Source organism: Pseudoalteromonas sp. SCQQ13, from assembly GCF_015864415.1.
GTDB classification, from domain to species: domain Bacteria; phylum Pseudomonadota; class Gammaproteobacteria; order Enterobacterales; family Alteromonadaceae; genus Pseudoalteromonas; species Pseudoalteromonas nigrifaciens.
In genome coordinates, this window is record NZ_JADYXG010000001.1 from 102,896 (window position 1) to 120,040 (window position 17,145).

Genomic DNA, 17,145 nt, shown 5'->3' on the forward strand with positions numbered 1-17,145 from the left:
CCTTGTTATATTTCTTATTTAAATAGGCACTGCAAGCGACACAAATATACGTTATAAAATAATAAAGGCAGTAACACTGCCTTATACTATTAAATTTTATACATTTACTTTGTTGGTAAATGAATGCCAGCGATCATACACCTTACTGAGCCACCAGCAGATTCAATGGTAGGAATAGGTAAAGGCACCAATTTGGCACTTTTTTCTATTACCTTAATTTGCGCTGCAGTAAGTGCTTTAAAAGCCGTTGCTGATAACGCTAAAATCCGTCCGCTTTTACCCTGTAATTCAATGGCATTGCCGCAAAAGTTATTAATTTGATCGCCCGATAACTCAATGACTTGATGATAGCTTTGCAATAAATGGCTTACTAGCTGCCTGCGCTGTTCGTTTGGCACCATGTCTAAGCCAATCATGGCAAACTCTGTAGCAACACACATTAATACATTGGTATGGTAAACCGCTGTGCCTTGCATATCGTAGGCATTAAAAACCACCGGGGTTAGCTTTAATTGCTCGCATACTGTGTTAACAACTGACTGTGTCGTTCGCTTTGATTCAACCGCATAAGCAAACTTATATTGATGATCAATAACCAGTGAACCAGTGCCTTCTAAGAATGAATTTTCTTTCGCTAAAAATGAATAATCAGTCACTGAAGACACTTTATATTGATCCGTTAAAAAATCAATAATATCTTTGCGATATTCTGCTCTTCTGCTTTGTGCGTACATTGGATAGGTTAGTATTTCGCCATTTTGGTGAGTAGTAAACCAATTATTAGGAAATACCGAGTCGGGCGTATCTTTATGCTGGTCTTCAAAAAGGTGAACGAGGATCCCTTCTTGCTTTAACACTTCTACTGCATTGGTTACTTCGTTATACGCGTGTAAGCTTTGATCTGTTGTTAAACAGCTGCGTTGAAATGTGTTATCACGCATGGTTTGCGGGTTAGAAGTAAAATGATGTGGGCGAACCATCACAATACTATTTGGTGCTTGGTTTACCATACTTATGCCACACTCTCTTGCTGCGTATGCTCAGCGGTTAACACTGAAAACAAATTACGCGGATCGGCTTGCTGGGTAATTAAATCAAGTAAGCTGTACTGCCCCGTTGCAATGAGCTGATCGCGAATAAATGCCAATGCCGTAAAATCTTCGCTAGCAAAGCCCACACCATCAAAAATAGTAAGTTGTTGCTGACTCTCACGCCCGCAAGCTTGCCCATTAATAACTTGATGAAACTCGGTTACAGCAAAATCTGCCCTCATTTGTTGAATTTCACCTTCAATACGTGTTTGTGGCTCGTACTCTACAAATACAGCGGCGCGCTCAAGCAGCTTTGCATCTAATTCTGTTTTACCTGGGCAGTCGCCACCAATAGCATTTATATGCACGCCTTGTGGGATCATCTCGCTGGTTAAAATTGTGGCGTTGGTTTTATCTGCAGTGCACGTTGTTATTATGTGCGCACCTTTTACGGCCTCTGCAGCACTGTTACAAATAGTGACGTTTAAGCCATAGGCAGTGAGGTTATTAAATGCTTTTTGCGACGCACTCGGGTCTATATCGTATAAACGAATATCAGTAATACCTAATACACTTTTAAATGCCAACGCCTGAAACTCAGACTGCGCACCGTTACCAATTAGCGTTAGTGTGGTTGCATTTTTAGGAGCTAAGTATTTTGCGACTAATGCTGAAGTGGCTGCAGTTCTGAGTGCGGTAAGTAGGCACATTTCGCTGATCATAATCGGATAGCCGCTATCTACATCGGCTAAAATTCCAAATGCAGCAACGGTTTGCAGTTCTCTAAAAGTATTTTTAGGATGCCCGTTTACATACTTACAGCTAAATAGTTCGCCGTCGCTCACTGGCATAAGCTCTATTACGCCCTCTGCTGAATGCGCTGCATAACGTGGGGATTTATCAAATTGCTGCCAACGAGTAAAGTCTGTTTCTAGTCGTTTTGTTAGCTGTTGTAAAACATTTTCTATGCCGAGTTTATTTATAAGCTTTGCCATTGTTTGTACGCTAACAAAAGGAACGCCTTGTTTTGGCTGTGCTATAAAATGCGTCATTAAAACCTCTATAAGTAAGTGTGTGCAATTATTTATAGACAGTTTATCGCTCTGGTGCGTCAGTTAAAATGGCAATTAATTATACAAATAGCATTGTTTTTTGTCATTTTGCTAGGCGGCAATGGTTAAATTTAGTATTTTGTTTAAAACTTACCTAAGGCTTAACCTATGACTCCCTATATTTATGACGCCCTCGACAAAGCATTAATAGCTGAACTTAGAAAAGACGGCCGCGCTTCTATTTCAACCTTAGCCACTACATTAAACGTGTCGCGGGGCACAGTACAAAATAGGTTAGACAGATTACTTTCATCAGGGGCAATTTTAGGTTTTACCGTGCGTGTACATCAGCACATTGAAACCGAAGCAGTCAGAGCAATTATGATGGTAGAAGTGGTAGGTAAGTCGACCTCGCAAGTTATAAAAACGATGCGCGGTATTCCTGAGCTAACTAAATTGCACACCACTAACGGTGCATGGGATTTAGTAGCCGAAATTCAAGCTGCTAACTTAAGTGAATTTGATGGGGTGCTTAGGCAAGTAAGGGAAATAGACGGTATTTTAAATAGCGAAACCAGTATTTTGCTTTCGTCTACTTAAAATAAAATGCTGGCGTGCATTACATACGCCAGCAAAGAGGTTATTTATTACCTCAATTCAATTGAGTAAATAACCCCCTTAGTTTTAGTTATATTTAGTTATAACAGTACTGCAATGCTTGATTATGGCTATGATCCCAAATTTGCGGGTTTTGCTCTGCTAAATAAGCACGCCCTGCCTGTAAACCAAGTTTGTGATCAAAGCGTAAATCGTTATCTGAACTGCCAAGTAATTTGCTATGCAGTTTTTCGGTTGCAAAAATTTGTATAATTTCAACATCCTCTGGTGGGTTTGCAATAAACTCCAACTCTTCTTGGTACGCTTGTTCGTGCTGTAGTAAATAATCTATGGTTTTAGGACAATAGCCTGACGCGCACACAAATGCTCTTAGTTTATTTACCCATGCCGATTGTACTTGAAAGTTAATATCGACCGTGCGGATCACCACTATTTTACGTGCGCCTCGGTTATAGGCTTCACGTACAGGTAAAGGTGCTGCAAGGCCGCCATCTAAGTAAAAGTCGGCTACTGCTGGCTCTACTTGCTCTAAGGCAAGCTCGGCTTCGTTAGCTGCTAAAGTATTCATCCAAGGTGTTAGTTTTACACCTTGCTTATACAAAAATGGTAACGCACTTGATGCTTTTAATAGCTCACGCCATTGCTTGCTCTCGCCTGTAGGCGCTAAAAAGTACGGTTTGCGGTCTCGTGAGTTAGTTGCTGTAATAAGCAATTCACGATCCCCTAAGTTATTTTTGGCTGTTTTAAAATCTAAACTACGATTTACCTCTGTGGTTTTATCAAAGTACCAGTCTAAATCCATTATGTGCTTACCAATTAAACCACGGCTTAATTGAAAAAAATTTTTATTACGCGACAACCCTCTTATCAAGCGTTTTGCATAGCCTTTTTGCCTGGCTAAAAAACTAGTTAAGTTTTGCGAACCCGCAGAAGTACCAATAAATAAATCAAATGGGTCGTAGTCTTGCTCTAACCACGCATCGAGTACACCGGCTGTAAATATACCTCGCTGTCCGCCACCTTCAGCAATCAGCGCAATTTTTGGCAGCGCTGCTTTATTAACTGAATTAGGGATTACATTATTTAGCGAGTTCACGGTGCACCTTCCTGTAAAAAGTAGAGTTATAGAGTTATAACGTTTTGTGGTTTTAATTATAGCGGGTAAGTTATCACTATAAAATTTGATTAAATCTATTAGTTTAATCGCTTAAAGCGAATGCGGTAGGATAATTTATTTGCTGTTATTTGAGAGTAACTTAGATGAGCAGCCAAAATACAGATTGATGTTGCCTATAAGCAAAACTAGTTTAGATTTCGCGTATAATATAGCAGGCGTAAGGTGTACGCCTGCTTAACTAAATGAAACTTAACGTTTTAATTCCATTAAAATTTCGATAGTTCTATGGCGTTTTTCGCTGTCGTATAAATCGTTGGTAAATATAAATTCATCAACGCCCAGCTCTTTTACTATCATTTCTAACTTGTGTCTTATACTTACATGCCCGCCTATTACACTTAAACTTAAAAAGTTTTCTACTTGTGCACGCTCTTGCTCGCTCCATAGGCCGTCCATAGAGTCAACAGGTGGTTGCAGCCATAATTCACTGCCACGCATTAGCGCAAGTACCCGCTGTTGCGAAGTGGTCGATAGGTATTGTGCTTCTTCGTCGGTATCGGCTGCTATCAGCGGTAACGCCAGCATTATGTATGGCTTATCAAGTACCTTTGAAGGTTTAAATTCACGCTTATACAGCTCTATTGCATCGTACAAAAAGCGCGGAGCAAAGTGCCCTGCAAATACATACGGTAACCCTTTTTGCGCTGCAAGTTGCGCGCTAAATAAGCTTGAGCCTAATAACCAAATAGGTATATTGGTATCCTCACCGGGTATAGCCCGTATTGGGTGAGTGCCATTATAAGGCCCTAATAAGGTTTGCAGTTCTGTTACTTCTTGAGGGAAGCGCTCTGCTCGGCTCATGTCTGAATTTAAAGCTCTACTCGTAATAGGATCGCTTCCTGGTGCACGGCCAAGCCCTAAATCAATACGCCCTGGGTATAAGCTCTCTAATGTACCAAATTGTTCGGCTACAACTAATGGCGAGTGATTCGGCAGCATAATCCCCCCCGAACCTACACGTATTCGATCGGTTTTACTGGCTATATGGCCCACTAAAATAGAGGTAGCTGCACATATAATACCTGGCATATTATGGTGCTCTGCTAACCAAAAGCGATTAAAACCTAGTTCGTCGGCTCTTTGTGCGTATTTAGTACTTTTATGTAGTGTTTCGGATACCGTTGCCCCTTTGGGCATCGGGGCAAGCTCTAATAACGAAAAGGGAATATTAGATAACAAAATAGCAGCTCCTATAAATGGCATGCTTATGGTGTGCTATAACCACAAGCATAAAAACTAGAGATGGGTGTGCGTTACCTGTAATTCAAGATACTAAAGGTGCTAAACACTAAATAACCTGAGCATATTTAAGCGGGTTGTGCCGCTTGCTGACGTTGCTGTTTATAGCTCTCTGAATTTAGTCCCTTTTTCCAATAACCCGATGCCACAATATGCGTACGTGGTATGGCGTATAGCTCATTAAGTTTAGTTTTTACTTTGCGCACTAAACCTGCCTCTAGCGCCATAAAAACAATTGGGGGTTGTACGCCTATTTTTAAATTGTTTAATGCAGTTAGCATGCTTTCATCTGGGCTATTGGTAACTAGCCAATTTACAGGGCGCAGCGTATCTAAACTAATAATGTCTTGCTCGCTAGGAGCATGAATAAACATATCAATTTTAACGCTATGCGGTAACTGCTGAGCATAGCCTTTCACTGCATTAACTGAGGTTAAGTCGCCAAGGAGTACGTAGTGCGAATGGCTATAATTATCGAGTTTTTTAGGGCCCGGGCCAGCTATGGCTAGGGTGTCTCCTACTTTTGCTGTTTGCGCCCAGTTTGTAGCAGGACCATGGTGCATATTAATTACAAAGTCGAGCGTGAGCGCCCCCGTTTGCTCATTAACATGGTTAATAGTATAGGAGCGCATAAGCGCCGTTTTTATGTTTAAATCAAGTTCACCATTATGGGGCAGTAACACTTTTACATAGTGGCCTATGTAACTTGGCGTAAGATCTTTAAATTCATCAGAACCCACCACAATGCGCTGTAAGTGCGGTGTAATTTGCTTCGTACTTAGCACCTGCGCTTTGCGTATTTGTCTACTCATGTATTACCTCGTTTTACAAAAAGTTTAAATTGCATGCAGCAACATTTGCACAACGCCCCATTGGTTGATAAAATCAACTATAGCAATTTAATTGATATTGTCAACCATTTGGTAATTACTATGAAATCATCTCTACCTAATACACTCTTTATGCTAATGCAAAGCTACCGCGTAACAACGCGTGATGCGATTAATGCGAACGACCTTGGTTTAAACGCTATGCATGTGCGTTGCTTGCATATTATTGCAGCAACGCCGCAGTGTACTGCTAACGATATTGTTACCCAAACTCAACGCGACAAAGCACAAATTGCCCGTTTAATTAAAGAGCTTTTAGCATTAAATTTAATCAACAAATGTGCCAGTGAGCACGATAAACGCTGTTTTATTGTCTCTTTTACTGCCTCTGGCACTGCGCTTTTTAACAAATTACTAAGTGCCGAGCGCCAGGTTAACGAGCAAATGTGTAAAAATTTAAACTCGACGCAAATCAACGACTTTTTAAATACCGCACAAACAATGATCAAAAACATGCAGTGATCTTTCATTCATTACTTGGCAAAAGTAAAACAAAACACATATACTGTATACTTGTACAGCACATGTGTTTTGGTTGATCTTTATGTTTGTTATTCCCATTTATATAGAAGCGGGTGTGTGCGGGTTTGAATCGCCTGCTGCACCATATAGCGAGCTTGGTGTGTCGCTTGATGAGCTATTAATAAAGCACCCCGACGCCACTTTTATTGGAGTTGCCTCTGGCAGCTCAATGCAAGACGTGGGTATTTTTGAAGGTGACTTGTTAATAGTAGACCGCGCTGAACAGGCTAAAAATGGCGACGTTATAGTTGCTAATTTAAATGGCTTATTTGTGTGTAAGCTACTTGATAAAACCAATGCTCGGCTGCTCTCGGCATCCCCTTTGTATAAACCAGTACAACTAACCTCCTGCGATGAGTTTCAGCTTGAGGGCGTAGTGACACGCTCAATTCGCCTGCACCGCCAAAGCCCTGAGTTACTGTTATGTATGCCCTAGTAGACGCGGTGGCCTTTTATGCCAGTGCTGAAAAAGTATTCGATCCGGCTATTCGCTCAAAACCTGTGGTGGTGCTTACCAATAACGACGGTTGCATATGCGCGGTTTGCCCCATTGCTCGGCGTTTAAATATTCCTAAATTTGCGCCTTACTTTAAAGTTAAGCAGTTACTTGCGCAAAATAATGTAGTAATTCGTTCTAGTAATTACGAGCTATACGCAGATTTAAGCGACAAAATGATGAACGTTATTGGCCGTTTTTGCGACGTGCAACACGTATACAGTATCGACGAATCATTTTTACACTTTAACGGTTACACCCCTGTTATTAATGACTGGTTTGCATACGGGCACACTATTAGGCGCACCGTATGGCGCGAAACTAAGCTCCCCGTTGGTGTTGGCTTTGGCTCTACGGCTACTTTAGCAAAAGCGGCAAACCATGCCGCTAAAAAATTATCCGGATTTAATGGCGTTGCTGTTATTAACTGCGAAGCAAGCCGTAAAGCTATTTTACAAAGAATGAGTTGCCAAGATATATGGGGTATTGGTAAGCGTTTAGCCAAAAAATTAAAAGTAATGAACATACACACTGCATGGCAATTAGCGCAGCAAAACCCTAACAGTATGCGCCGTGCATTTAGTGTGGTGGTAGAGCGCACTGTAAATGAGCTTAATGGCATACCTTGCTTAAATTGGGACGACGTACGCCAAGATAAGCGCGAGATATTTTCGACCCGAAGCTTTGGTGAGCGTATATACGAGCCAACGGCACTTAAAACCGCGTTAATTAATCACGTTACTGTGGTTGCTAGTAAATTAAGAAAGCAAAAATCGCTTACCAAACAACTTTATATTTTTGCGGCGAGCTCGTCTCACGAAAACGTTTTTTATAAAAAGTCGTATATGTATACATTTGCCAGCCCCACTAACGACACCTGCGTAATGGCTAGTGCTGTATCTCAAGTGTTTGAGCAAATATACCAGCCGGGTATTCGCTATTATAAATGTGGTGTAGGTGCTTTAGAGCTTATTGCGCAGCAATTTCAACAAGACGATTTATTTAATGAACGCACCGACAATCCACCATTAATGAATTGTCTTGATGCAATAAATAAACGCTATGGTAAAGGAATGCTAAGTTTAGCAAGCAGTAAATTAAATGAAGGTTGGCATATGAACAGGAATTTTTTATCCCCGCAGTACACCACGCGCTGGCGTGATATACCCAAAATATATTGTGAGTAAGTACAGCTTACCTATGCGTTACTGACTGTCGGGCACTTTTTTAAAAGTGCATGCAACGCTTGGCTGGCTTAAAGTATATTTAAGTGTGTCGTTAGCTAAAAAGTAAATGCTTTGGCTAATTATTTTTTCGTTAGCTGGATTTTCGCAGCGACTCATTCTTAAGCCGTTTTCAATGCCGTCGCTTTTGTATTTTAATGAGCTAGTAACAAAACAAAAATCGGGCTTTTTAACCGTTTGTGTTCCGTTATGTAATGAGTCAAAAATAATTTGCTCACCTAAAGTAAAACCGGCATCTTCATTATCTGGATTTACTAAACTCAATTGGCTATTAACGCATAACGCTGAATTAGCCGACACCACCTCATAGGCACCCAGTTTTGTTTTTAAAAGCGGAATAAAACGGCTTTTATTACTTGGGGTTGCAACTGCATGAGCGCTGGTAAAAGCAATAGCTAATAAAGCAAGTGTTAAGTATTTCATTAAGTGGTTGTATCCTCGAATTAGTGGGTTAAATAATAGCGAAATGCTTGGTTGCTTAATTTTTATAACTTTTATAACTATAACAGAGATTTACTTTAAAAGGAGAGAAGTCGTGTTGCTTTAAAAAGGCGCTACACACCCTAAGCGTTTTTATACGCAGTAAAAAATAAAACGATTAGGGTGTGAAAATATTACTGCCAGTACTTAGCAAATAACAGCGGATAGCTTTGCTTTAAAAACTTAGCTTTGTCTTTAAAGCGTTTGCCTCTTGGCTCGTCACTTCCTGAGGGAATAAATGGCAGTTCGTCATCGTTACGCTCCTCGTAAAGTAAACCAGCAATTAAGTCGTATTCATCAATGTACGGATAAGGCTGCTCGTTAACATGATACACAGGCGTACAGGCGGCAATTGAATCGGGGTTTAGTAAAGCGTTTTCGAACACGTCTGCGCCGCGCGATATTAACCAGCATCTAAACTCACTAAAACCATATTCGTCGTTACAACCGGCCATTACAAATGCTGCGCCAAATAAATCCCAGGTGTAGCATTTACGCATACAAATACCAAAGAATTTATCAAACTCAATTAACTGCTGATCGGTTAAATCGTGCAGTTTAAGCTTTAAGTTATCACTCACATTTTGCGGATCGAGCCCTAAATCGGGGGCGGTTACTAAATCCCAAAAAGCCTGTTCTGTTAAAGTGCTCATTATAAGATCTCTTTCACTCGGCCTACTTGGCCATCGTCTAAACGTACTTTAATACCATGAGGATGGTTTGGTGACTTTGTTAATAAACGCTCAACCACACCTTGCGTTAATGTGCCACTGCGTTGATCTTCTTTTAATACGATATTTACTTTTGTACCAAGGGAGATTTGCGAACGAGTAGGGACAGCCATAATTTATACTCTAAAAAATAATTTGGCTAATTATAGCCTTCAAGCATACACAAACCAACCTAACAAAGGTTAATCGACTAAAAACGAAATGTTCGCTGCTTTAATAGCCAAACCAATTGTTGCAAGCTGTTGTGTGATCTCATTTTTAAGCGCGTCAAAATGTAACTCGCTTTTTTGATACGCTAGGTCATCGTTAAAATAGCATTGGACTTTTAAGGTGTTAGCTTCGTTATTTAAATCAACGGTATGTGTTAAATAAGCAAAGCCAAAATCGGTTTGTTTTATATTTTCACAGGCAATTGTCAGTACTTGGCGTATTTGTTTATCACGCTGTTTTTGAGTTTTTGTCATAATTTTTTAGCCATAGCCTCTTAATTTATTAATATTTGAAATTAAATAGTAATAACGCTTAATAGCCGTTATTTAATAAGAGTGATTGAATAAGCGTTACTGAGTGTTTTCGGCTCGTTGTTTTTTAAACTCTTCAAAATTAGCCTCTTGTAATTTAAGGCATTCGTAATATTCTTTATCTGCTTTGTAGTTACACTCATCAAGACGAGCAGATTGTATTTCATGAAAGCGTGCATCAGAGCTGCAGCCAGCGAGCAAACTCAAACCGGTTACAAACAGTAAACTCGCATTTAGTTTATTGATAATCATTAAAATTCCTTACACTTTAGAAGGTAAAAACTGTATATTAAGCGCCTCAAAAAACCTTACTTTGTACAGGACTTATTATGATGTTGCCGCAGTTGCAAAAGCAGTTTCAGCGTATAGATAAAAGCAAACTATTTCAATCATTTGTTATTGCTGTAATTGTTGTTTCTGCTCTTACCGTAGGTGCTCACACCTATTCACTTCCGCCAACGGTAGAAATTGTCCTTAATTGGATGGATATAGGCATTACGGCGTTCTTTTTAATTGAACTCGTAATTCGCTTTATTGCCAGTAAAGGCATCAAAGATTTTTTCTCCAAAGGTTGGAATATTTTCGACACCCTTATTGTACTAGGTAGCTTATACCCTGCGGCAGGCTCAAGTATGCTAATTGCACGCTTATTGCGAATATTTCGTGTATTGCGGCTGGTGTCTATGGTCCCCGAGCTGCGCTTATTAGTTAACGCTTTACTTAAAGCTATTCCGCAAATGGGTTACATAGCCCTGCTGATGTTTGTTATTTTTTACATTTACGCCGCTGTAGGCAGTATGATGTTTGCACATATAAACCCCGTATTGTGGGGTGATGTATCAATATCTATGTTGACCTTGTTCAGAATTGCCACGTTTGAAGATTGGACCGACGTAATGTACGAAACCATGCTGGTTTATAAACTTAGCTGGATTTACTACTTAACCTTTATATTTTTAACTGCGTTTGTATTTTTAAATATGATGGTTGGCGCTATTTTAGAAGTGATGTCGCAAGAGCACAAAAATGCCCGCGATGAGCTGGCCGATAACGACTCACTACCCGCGACACAAGGGCAAGTAAACGCCTTGCAAGCACAAATTGCTGATCTAAAATCATTACTCAAAGAAAAAGAGTATTAAATAAAAGACTATTAATTTATTCACAGCCACCAGCTTAATAGCCCTAAGTTGAAGAATAATTAATTTAGCATTTAAAATAAAAAAGGGTTAGCCAATGGCTAACCCTTTTTTTATAAAACAATGTGAGCGTTTATACGGTTACATTAAATTGCTATTATTCGCTGTCAACAATTATGCGAAGCATACGACGTAGCGGCTCTGCAGCACCCCATAACAGCTGATCGCCAACGGTAAAGGCGCTAATATATTTAGGCCCCATGGCTAATTTACGAATACGCCCAATTGGAATATTAAGTGTACCGGTGACCTTAACTGGGGTTAAGTCGGTAGTGCTAATATCGCGCTCATTAGGAATAACCTTTACCCACTCGTTATGCGATTCTAAAATTTGCTCTATTTTGGCAACGCTAATATCTTCGCGTAATTTAATAGTCATTGCTTGTGAATGACAACGCATAGCACCAATACGCACACATAAACCATCTATTGGAATAGGTTGCTTAGCCGAGCCTAAAATTTTATTCGCTTCAACTTGCGCTTTCCACTCTTCTTTACTTTGACCACTTGGCATAGGCACATCAATCCACGGAATTAAACTCCCCGCGAGTGGCACGCCAAACTGATCCTGTGGCAATTGGTTTGAGGCCATTTTTTCACTGACTATTTTATCTATTTCTAAAATAGCAGCACTTGGATTTGCAAGTTGCTCGGCAACACTTTGATGAATTGCGCCCATTTGTGCAATTAACTCTTTCATGTTGCGCGCACCCGCGCCCGACGCGGCTTGGTAGGTCATGGGGCTTACCCATTCTATTAAGTCTTGCTCAAATAAACCGCCCAGTGCAAGCAGCATAAGAGAAACCGTACAGTTACCGCCTACAAAGGTTTTAACACCTTGTGATAAACCTTGCTCAATAACGTCTTTATTGACCGGATCGAGTACTATAATGCTGTCGTTAGCCATACGCAGTGCCGACGCTGCATCTATCCAATAACCATCCCAACCCGACTCGCGCAATTGTGGATAAACCGCATTGGTGTAATCGCCACCTTGGCAGGTAACAATAATGTCCATTTTAGCCAGTTCGGAAATATTGCTGGCATCGAGTAACGGCTTTGCTTCGCCCGCAATATCTGGGCCTAATTGGCCCGCTTGTGAGGTGGTGAAAAAGGTGGTGTCGATAAGTGCAAAATCACTTTGTTGCTTCATACGCTCTAATAACACAGAGCCAACCATGCCACGCCAACCGACTAATCCTACTTTTTTCATTGTGAGTTCCATTATTTGATTCATAAAAGTTGCCTGAAAAGATTAAAAATTAAAATTCATTGCGTGAGATTTAATTTTCATATCAAGCTTAAGCTAACACTGGTGGTTTAACAAAACTAGTTAATAAGTTACAACTTAAATATATTTCATACTAAGCCATAAAAAACCAAAAGCCCCATACAAAAGCATGGGGCTATAATAATTACCTTTACGCTAGCGTGGCTAAAATGTGTAGCTGTAGCTCACATCAAAGGTCATTCCCACTTCTTTAGAGCGTACTACAATATCTGACTGCGTAACTTGCTGCTCTTCATCAAGTAAGTTTGTTACTTTAAACTTAACGTTGGAGTTAAAGTCGGGATACCAAGTGTAAATTAAATCGAGTGAGTGAAAAGGCTGCTCGTAGGCATCATCACGCCCGGCTATACCGGCTGCCAATATACGCTCGCCAAATACGTTATACACCAACGAGCTACTATGCTGGCCATCAACAGAGTCGTAGTTTAGCTGTAAGTTAACCACGTATTTAGAATGCCCGGTCATGCGTTTAGTCGGGTTAGTTAAGTTACTCGCAAGTGCAGGATCGATATCTGCCTCTGAGTCACTTAAAGTAATGTTACCGCTGGTAAATAGCCCTTCGGTTAAATAAGTAAGATCTTTTAGCCATTCGGTTTCTATACCGTACACCTGCGCAGTTTTACCATTTACAAATGAGGCTGAGTAATCTTCATCGCCAATGCGTAATACAGTTTCAATCGGTTTATCTATGTCTTTATAAAAGGCTGCTACAGAGAATGAATCTCCGGTGTTGCCATAATATTCATAGCGTAAATCGTAATTTTTAATTGGGCTACTTTGCAAACCCACACGGCCAAAAGTACGAATATCGGTTAGCGGATCAAAATACGACACTGGCACTACTTCACGTAAGTCGGGGCGCACGACTGTTTCGCCATACCCTAAACGTACTTGGTAGTTTTCGCCGCCTAAATATGTAAGCGATAGTGCCGAAAAAAAGTCATCTTCATTAATACTGCCTGCGGCTATTTTTTCTGGGGAATAGTAAATATTTAAGTCATCCGCAGTAAAAATTAAGCTTGAGGTGCCGATAGAGGTTTGTTTAAATTCTTCATAACGCACCCCACCACTTAAGCGCAATAAGTCATCATAAATAACATCAAACGAGCCATACGCAGCTGATATTTTTTGCCCAGCTATATAATCATCGGCATCGGGAGCTGAGGGTTCATTAAAGTCGAGTAAAATACGTTCGCCGTCAATAAATTCATCGGTTAAATAATTGCCCGCATCGAGTGGATTATCTGCCACAGTTAACGCCAGGCCTGTGCCGTTATTTACTGCAAAACTAGAGGTGTTATAAATACGCGCTCGGTCGGCAATATCAAAGCCGGTTTTTAACTCTACCTCAACAGCATTAAAGCTTAAAGGAAGTGTTAAATTACCGCCGTATGAATTTACTCTGTCTTGCATATTTATATACGAGAACAGCGCGCGGTTATCATCGCCGGTAATTTGCGAGTTGCTATAGTTACCGCTGTTATCGTAGTTATCTCTAAATTTAAACTCTACATTAGTTGGAATGTCAGTACTGGCTTTAGAGCGAGTATATTGCCAGTCGGCGCCAATACCCCAGTAATCTAAAAAGGTATGCTGGCCTAATAACTGATTTACCGTAAGCGTGCGCTGCTCTAAATTAAACTCATGAGTACGATTAGCTCGGTTATCATTTACTATGGTGAATACCGAGCTGCCTGCGGGGCTTTGCGACGTGGCTACCTCGGTTTCATCCTCGTTGTCGCGTAAATATAAGCTCATAAATGAAATACTATGGGTATTTAATCTATAACCTAAATTTAGCGTGGCGTTATAACGCTCGTTTTCTGTGGTGGTTACTGAGTCTTTAACTGTGTTAAAACACGATGTACTTACATCTTGCGCTGAATTAAGGGTGGTTGCACAATCATTACCAATATCTTGGGCTATAACAGCGGTTCTTCTTTTTGCCGAGTCCCAGCTTTTATCGTATTCACCTGAGAATAAAAAGCCAAAAGTACCGCCTAAAAAGGACTCATCAAAACTATTGCCTAAATGGCCTTTAATATCCCAATTTGGGTCTAGCGATTCATCTTTTAAAGCAAAATTGCGTGGTAACGATTTTAACAGTTGATTGTTAATGGCAATTGCTTGGTCGGAGCGTGACGCATCGCTGTTATCAACCAAGTTATCTTTAGCAATAATGTTCCCCACATCAAAATTGCCTTTGTATTGCACTATGGCGTTATTTAAAATTTGGGGTATATCGCCATCGTTGCCTTTATAGGTAAAACCGCTGCTAGCCGATGTATCTTTAGATAAACCAACCGCAAATCCGGCAGTAAATTCTGCAGGAATTGATTTAGTACGAATATCGATATTACCGCCGCCAAACGCCGCTGGCATATCTGGAGAGTAGGCTTTTTGTACCGCCATACTTTGAATAATACTGGCAGGAAAAATATCCAACGGCACTACGTTGCGCGTTAAATCTGGGCTAGGAATATAAGCACCATTTAAACGCGCGCTAGAATAGCGCTCACCTAAGCCACGTACGTAAATAAACTTACCATCTACTAAGGTTAAACCCGTTACACGGCGCAGCGCCGAAGCCGCATCGCTATCGCCGGTTCGCGCAAGTTGTTCAGCACCTAAAATATCGGCAACAAAGGCTTGGTTTTTACGCTCCTCAACTACAGCAGCGGCGCTACCTTGTAGCCGAGTGCCAACAGCAACAACCTCTTCTATTTCGCTCTCCTCACTTTGTGCAGCGCTCAAATTAAGCGAACTTGCTAAAAGCGAAAGACTAATTGCCAATGACAATTTATTCAATCTAGCTTGATTCAACATCTTTACAGATCCCTAATCAGTTAAAAAAGGGGCGCCTAAAATGCACTTTGCAAATGGCGCCCTAACTATTTAATGTGCGTTACTGAGGTATTAGTCTTGAGCTGATGCAGCGAGTGCTGTTTCTACCCACTTGTACCAAGGTGATGTGGTGTCTTGATCAGACACTGCACCAATGTAAGGAGCGGCTTCAAAAAAGCTCGCATCTAAGCCACTTAAGTCGTTAGCGGTAACAGTAATATCGGTTGAGGCAGTATTTGTAGCAAAGCCATTGCTAGCAAATACATCGGCCCCTTCGCCTATACGTTGATTACTGCCGTTATTATCAAACCAGGCAGTAAGTGTAGTGGCCGTTAATGCTGCAGGCTCTTTACCACTATTAAAGGTGCCATCGGCATCGTCAAATTCAGAGGCGCAGGTCATTACTGAGCTATTAAAAATAATTTTATCGGCTTGTTTTTCGCCATCGCTTGAAAAGCTAATACAGCTAGATTGCAAAGCTATGTCTTTGGTCATTAATACGTTATAAAAATTAGCATTAAATGAGTCATCAAATTTAAACGCATTTGAAGGGTCAGTATCGCGAACCGATAGGCCATCGGTGGTGATGATAGTGACATTAGCAATGGTTGGGTTTGATGGTGCCACTTGCGCACTTGATGTACCTTTTACGCCGTCTGACTCAAAGCCGTTATTACCCATATATACTGTGGTGCCTTCGCGGGTAATTACGGTGCCGTGTTTAACAAACAAAAACTGCGCTTTGCCCTGCCAACCTGCATCAAAGTCAAACGAATCATCTTGTGTGTCGGTTACAACAACATGCTTAATGGTGGTTGCGCCACCAAATATTTCAATACCATCATCAAAACCTTGGTGAATATGAATGTAGTCAAACTCTGAACCCGAGCCTACCGCATTGAGGGTTAACGAGTTTAAATCATCCCCTTCTCCGCCTACTTTAGGACCTGATCCGGCATACCAAATTTTGGTCCATTTAATATTACCGCTAGAGTCGCTATTATCATTACCACCAAAGTAACTGGTGATCCCTTCTGAGGGTACATTACACGTTGCCGCGTCGCGCTCTGCGTCAGTACATTGGTCAGTAATGCCATTACCATTAATAATTATGCCGCCCCAATCTGCATAGAGTGGGCCTTTACCTTCGGCATCAAAACGAGGAAACGCCTTAGCAGAGGTAAATACAATCGGTTTATCGGCAGTGCCAACAGCTTGAATTTTTGCACCACGGGCAATGCGCACAATAGCCTCACCCGATTTAAATGCAAGAGTTGCCCCTGGCTTAACTGTTAACGTAGGGCCGTTTGTTGGAATGCTAAAATCAGTAGTCGTGTCGCCATCTGTACCAATTAATAATGCGTCTTCGAATAAGTGAACACCGCCATCTGGTAATTCTTCAAAGGTTAAGTTAGCTGTAATTTGAATGTTTTTACTGGCAAACGAGTCATTATATAAACAGTCTTTACCATCAAAAATACCGGCAACCGTGCCCGCATCAGTTTGATACTCGGTACAACTAATATCATCGTTAGTGCCACCGCTATTATTATTTGAATTATTAACACTGTTATCAGTACTGGTGCTGTTATCGTTCACCGTGGGTGTAATTTCGATATCGCCGCCACAGCCTGCTAAAGTCATTGCAGTAGCCACTAGACTAACCTTAAATAAGCCAGATAATTTCATTGTTCACTCCGTTAAAGTATTTAATTATTTTGTTAGCGCATTAAGTAATAACTTAAGTCACTTTAAGGCACGACACTCATGCATTAAGGTCACTTGAGTTATCGAATAGGAGTACAATACG

18 protein-coding genes are annotated in these 17,145 nt (G+C 40.8%); 5 read left to right on the forward strand and 13 right to left on the reverse strand.

Translation table 11 applies throughout. The annotated features are described in order from the left end of the window. Positions 1–104 precede the first annotated feature (104 nt). Positions 105–1,016 (reverse strand): citrulline utilization hydrolase CtlX, encoded by a 912-nt coding sequence (gene ctlX, locus I6F41_RS00405; protein WP_041454948.1) that lies wholly within the window; start codon positions 1,014–1,016, stop codon positions 105–107. Next, on the reverse strand, positions 1,013–2,083 hold the full coding sequence (locus I6F41_RS00410; RefSeq protein WP_197107469.1) for an ornithine cyclodeaminase: 1,071 nt from the start codon (positions 2,081–2,083) through the stop codon (positions 1,013–1,015). The genes ctlX and I6F41_RS00410 overlap by 4 nt, the downstream gene beginning before the upstream one ends. Positions 2,084–2,251: 168 nt before the next feature. On the opposite strand from I6F41_RS00410, the gene I6F41_RS00415 reads away from it, so the two are divergent. After that, complete coding sequence (locus I6F41_RS00415; protein ID WP_011330165.1) at positions 2,252–2,683, forward strand: Lrp/AsnC family transcriptional regulator; 432 nt, start codon at positions 2,252–2,254, stop codon at positions 2,681–2,683. Positions 2,684–2,777: 94 nt separating this feature from the next. Here I6F41_RS00415 and I6F41_RS00420 read toward each other — a convergent pair whose 3' ends face one another. The 3 genes from I6F41_RS00420 to I6F41_RS00430 all read right to left on the reverse strand — a co-directional run bounded on the left by I6F41_RS00420 (position 2,778) and on the right by I6F41_RS00430 (position 5,929). Continuing rightward, positions 2,778–3,797: a patatin-like phospholipase family protein gene (locus I6F41_RS00420; RefSeq protein WP_011330164.1), complete on the reverse strand. Its 1,020-nt coding sequence runs from the start codon at positions 3,795–3,797 to the stop codon at positions 2,778–2,780. A gap of 270 nt (positions 3,798–4,067) precedes the next feature. Beyond that, the gene (locus I6F41_RS00425) at positions 4,068–5,057 is read right to left on the reverse strand and encodes an LLM class flavin-dependent oxidoreductase (RefSeq protein ID WP_197107625.1); all 990 of its coding nucleotides are present in this window, start codon (positions 5,055–5,057) and stop codon (positions 4,068–4,070) included. 128 nt (positions 5,058–5,185) lie between these two features. Further along, on the reverse strand, positions 5,186–5,929 hold the full coding sequence (locus I6F41_RS00430) for a siderophore-interacting protein (protein WP_197107470.1): 744 nt from the start codon (positions 5,927–5,929) through the stop codon (positions 5,186–5,188). A 120-nt stretch (positions 5,930–6,049) separates the two neighbouring features. Between I6F41_RS00430 and I6F41_RS00435 the strand changes: the two genes are divergently transcribed. The 3 genes from I6F41_RS00435 (at position 6,050) to I6F41_RS00445 (ending at position 8,212) form a co-directional block, all read left to right on the forward strand. Then, complete coding sequence (locus I6F41_RS00435) at positions 6,050–6,469, forward strand: MarR family winged helix-turn-helix transcriptional regulator (RefSeq protein WP_086999137.1); 420 nt, start codon at positions 6,050–6,052, stop codon at positions 6,467–6,469. Between the two features lie 82 nt (positions 6,470–6,551). Further along, positions 6,552–6,965 carry a translesion error-prone DNA polymerase V autoproteolytic subunit gene (gene umuD, locus I6F41_RS00440; protein ID WP_011330160.1) on the forward strand — a complete coding sequence of 138 codons (414 nt, stop codon included), beginning with the start codon at positions 6,552–6,554 and terminating at the stop codon, positions 6,963–6,965. Then, positions 6,953–8,212: a Y-family DNA polymerase gene (locus tag I6F41_RS00445; RefSeq protein ID WP_197107471.1), complete on the forward strand. Its 1,260-nt coding sequence runs from the start codon at positions 6,953–6,955 to the stop codon at positions 8,210–8,212. The genes umuD and I6F41_RS00445 overlap by 13 nt, the downstream gene beginning before the upstream one ends. An 18-nt stretch (positions 8,213–8,230) precedes the next feature. On the opposite strand, the gene I6F41_RS00450 is transcribed toward I6F41_RS00445, so the two are convergent. From I6F41_RS00450 to I6F41_RS00470, 5 genes are all read right to left on the reverse strand, one after another. Beyond that, the gene (locus tag I6F41_RS00450; protein ID WP_011330158.1) at positions 8,231–8,692 is read right to left on the reverse strand and encodes a hypothetical protein; all 462 of its coding nucleotides are present in this window, start codon (positions 8,690–8,692) and stop codon (positions 8,231–8,233) included. A gap of 191 nt (positions 8,693–8,883) precedes the next feature. Further along, positions 8,884–9,402 (reverse strand): DUF4240 domain-containing protein, encoded by a 519-nt coding sequence (locus I6F41_RS00455; protein ID WP_086999126.1) that lies wholly within the window; start codon positions 9,400–9,402, stop codon positions 8,884–8,886. After that, positions 9,402–9,593: a YwbE family protein gene (locus I6F41_RS00460; protein ID WP_197107473.1), complete on the reverse strand. Its 192-nt coding sequence runs from the start codon at positions 9,591–9,593 to the stop codon at positions 9,402–9,404. Before I6F41_RS00460 ends, I6F41_RS00455 begins: the two co-directional genes overlap by 1 nt. A gap of 69 nt (positions 9,594–9,662) precedes the next feature. Continuing rightward, on the reverse strand, positions 9,663–9,944 hold the full coding sequence (locus I6F41_RS00465) for a hypothetical protein (protein ID WP_011330155.1): 282 nt from the start codon (positions 9,942–9,944) through the stop codon (positions 9,663–9,665). 96 nt (positions 9,945–10,040) lie between these two features. Further along, positions 10,041–10,253 (reverse strand): hypothetical protein, encoded by a 213-nt coding sequence (locus I6F41_RS00470; RefSeq protein WP_197107475.1) that lies wholly within the window; start codon positions 10,251–10,253, stop codon positions 10,041–10,043. An 80-nt stretch (positions 10,254–10,333) separates the two neighbouring features. Between I6F41_RS00470 and I6F41_RS00475 the strand changes: the two genes are divergently transcribed. Next, positions 10,334–11,143 (forward strand): ion transporter, encoded by an 810-nt coding sequence (locus I6F41_RS00475; protein WP_176359708.1) that lies wholly within the window; start codon positions 10,334–10,336, stop codon positions 11,141–11,143. A gap of 154 nt (positions 11,144–11,297) precedes the next feature. Here I6F41_RS00475 and asd read toward each other — a convergent pair whose 3' ends face one another. The 3 genes from asd to I6F41_RS00490 all read right to left on the reverse strand — a co-directional run bounded on the left by asd (position 11,298) and on the right by I6F41_RS00490 (position 17,024). Then, positions 11,298–12,437 carry an aspartate-semialdehyde dehydrogenase gene (gene asd, locus I6F41_RS00480; protein ID WP_197107477.1) on the reverse strand — a complete coding sequence of 380 codons (1,140 nt, stop codon included), beginning with the start codon at positions 12,435–12,437 and terminating at the stop codon, positions 11,298–11,300. 198 nt (positions 12,438–12,635) lie between these two features. Next, entirely contained in the window at positions 12,636–15,317 is a 2,682-nt protein-coding gene (locus I6F41_RS00485; RefSeq protein ID WP_197107479.1) for a TonB-dependent receptor plug domain-containing protein, read from the reverse strand. 90 nt (positions 15,318–15,407) lie between these two features. Beyond that, positions 15,408–17,024 carry a hypothetical protein gene (locus I6F41_RS00490; protein WP_011330150.1) on the reverse strand — a complete coding sequence of 539 codons (1,617 nt, stop codon included), beginning with the start codon at positions 17,022–17,024 and terminating at the stop codon, positions 15,408–15,410. Between the last annotated feature and the right edge of the window lie 121 nt (positions 17,025–17,145).

Bases quoted from the DNA above. Each gene is read 5' to 3' on its own strand.
- I6F41_RS00415 (WP_011330165.1), top strand. From the start codon at position 2,252: ATGACTCCCTATATTTATGACGCCCTCGACAAAGCATTAATAGCTGAA.
- I6F41_RS00410 (WP_197107469.1), bottom strand. From the start codon at position 2,083: ATGACGCATTTTATAGCACAGCCAAAACAAGGCGTTCCTTTTGTTAGC.
- I6F41_RS00485 (WP_197107479.1), bottom strand. From the start codon at position 15,317: ATGTTGAATCAAGCTAGATTGAATAAATTGTCATTGGCAATTAGTCTT.
- I6F41_RS00455 (WP_086999126.1), bottom strand. From the start codon at position 9,402: ATGAGCACTTTAACAGAACAGGCTTTTTGGGATTTAGTAACCGCCCCC.
- umuD (WP_011330160.1), top strand. From the start codon at position 6,552: ATGTTTGTTATTCCCATTTATATAGAAGCGGGTGTGTGCGGGTTTGAA.
- I6F41_RS00445 (WP_197107471.1), top strand. From the start codon at position 6,953: ATGTATGCCCTAGTAGACGCGGTGGCCTTTTATGCCAGTGCTGAAAAA.
- I6F41_RS00475 (WP_176359708.1), top strand. From the start codon at position 10,334: ATGTTGCCGCAGTTGCAAAAGCAGTTTCAGCGTATAGATAAAAGCAAA.
- I6F41_RS00450 (WP_011330158.1), bottom strand. From the start codon at position 8,692: ATGAAATACTTAACACTTGCTTTATTAGCTATTGCTTTTACCAGCGCT.
- I6F41_RS00490 (WP_011330150.1), bottom strand. From the start codon at position 17,024: ATGAAATTATCTGGCTTATTTAAGGTTAGTCTAGTGGCTACTGCAATG.
- I6F41_RS00435 (WP_086999137.1), top strand. From the start codon at position 6,050: ATGAAATCATCTCTACCTAATACACTCTTTATGCTAATGCAAAGCTAC.
- I6F41_RS00470 (WP_197107475.1), bottom strand. From the start codon at position 10,253: ATGATTATCAATAAACTAAATGCGAGTTTACTGTTTGTAACCGGTTTG.
- asd (WP_197107477.1), bottom strand. From the start codon at position 12,437: ATGAATCAAATAATGGAACTCACAATGAAAAAAGTAGGATTAGTCGGT.
- I6F41_RS00465 (WP_011330155.1), bottom strand. From the start codon at position 9,944: ATGACAAAAACTCAAAAACAGCGTGATAAACAAATACGCCAAGTACTG.
- I6F41_RS00460 (WP_197107473.1), bottom strand. From the start codon at position 9,593: ATGGCTGTCCCTACTCGTTCGCAAATCTCCCTTGGTACAAAAGTAAAT.
- I6F41_RS00430 (WP_197107470.1), bottom strand. From the start codon at position 5,929: ATGAGTAGACAAATACGCAAAGCGCAGGTGCTAAGTACGAAGCAAATT.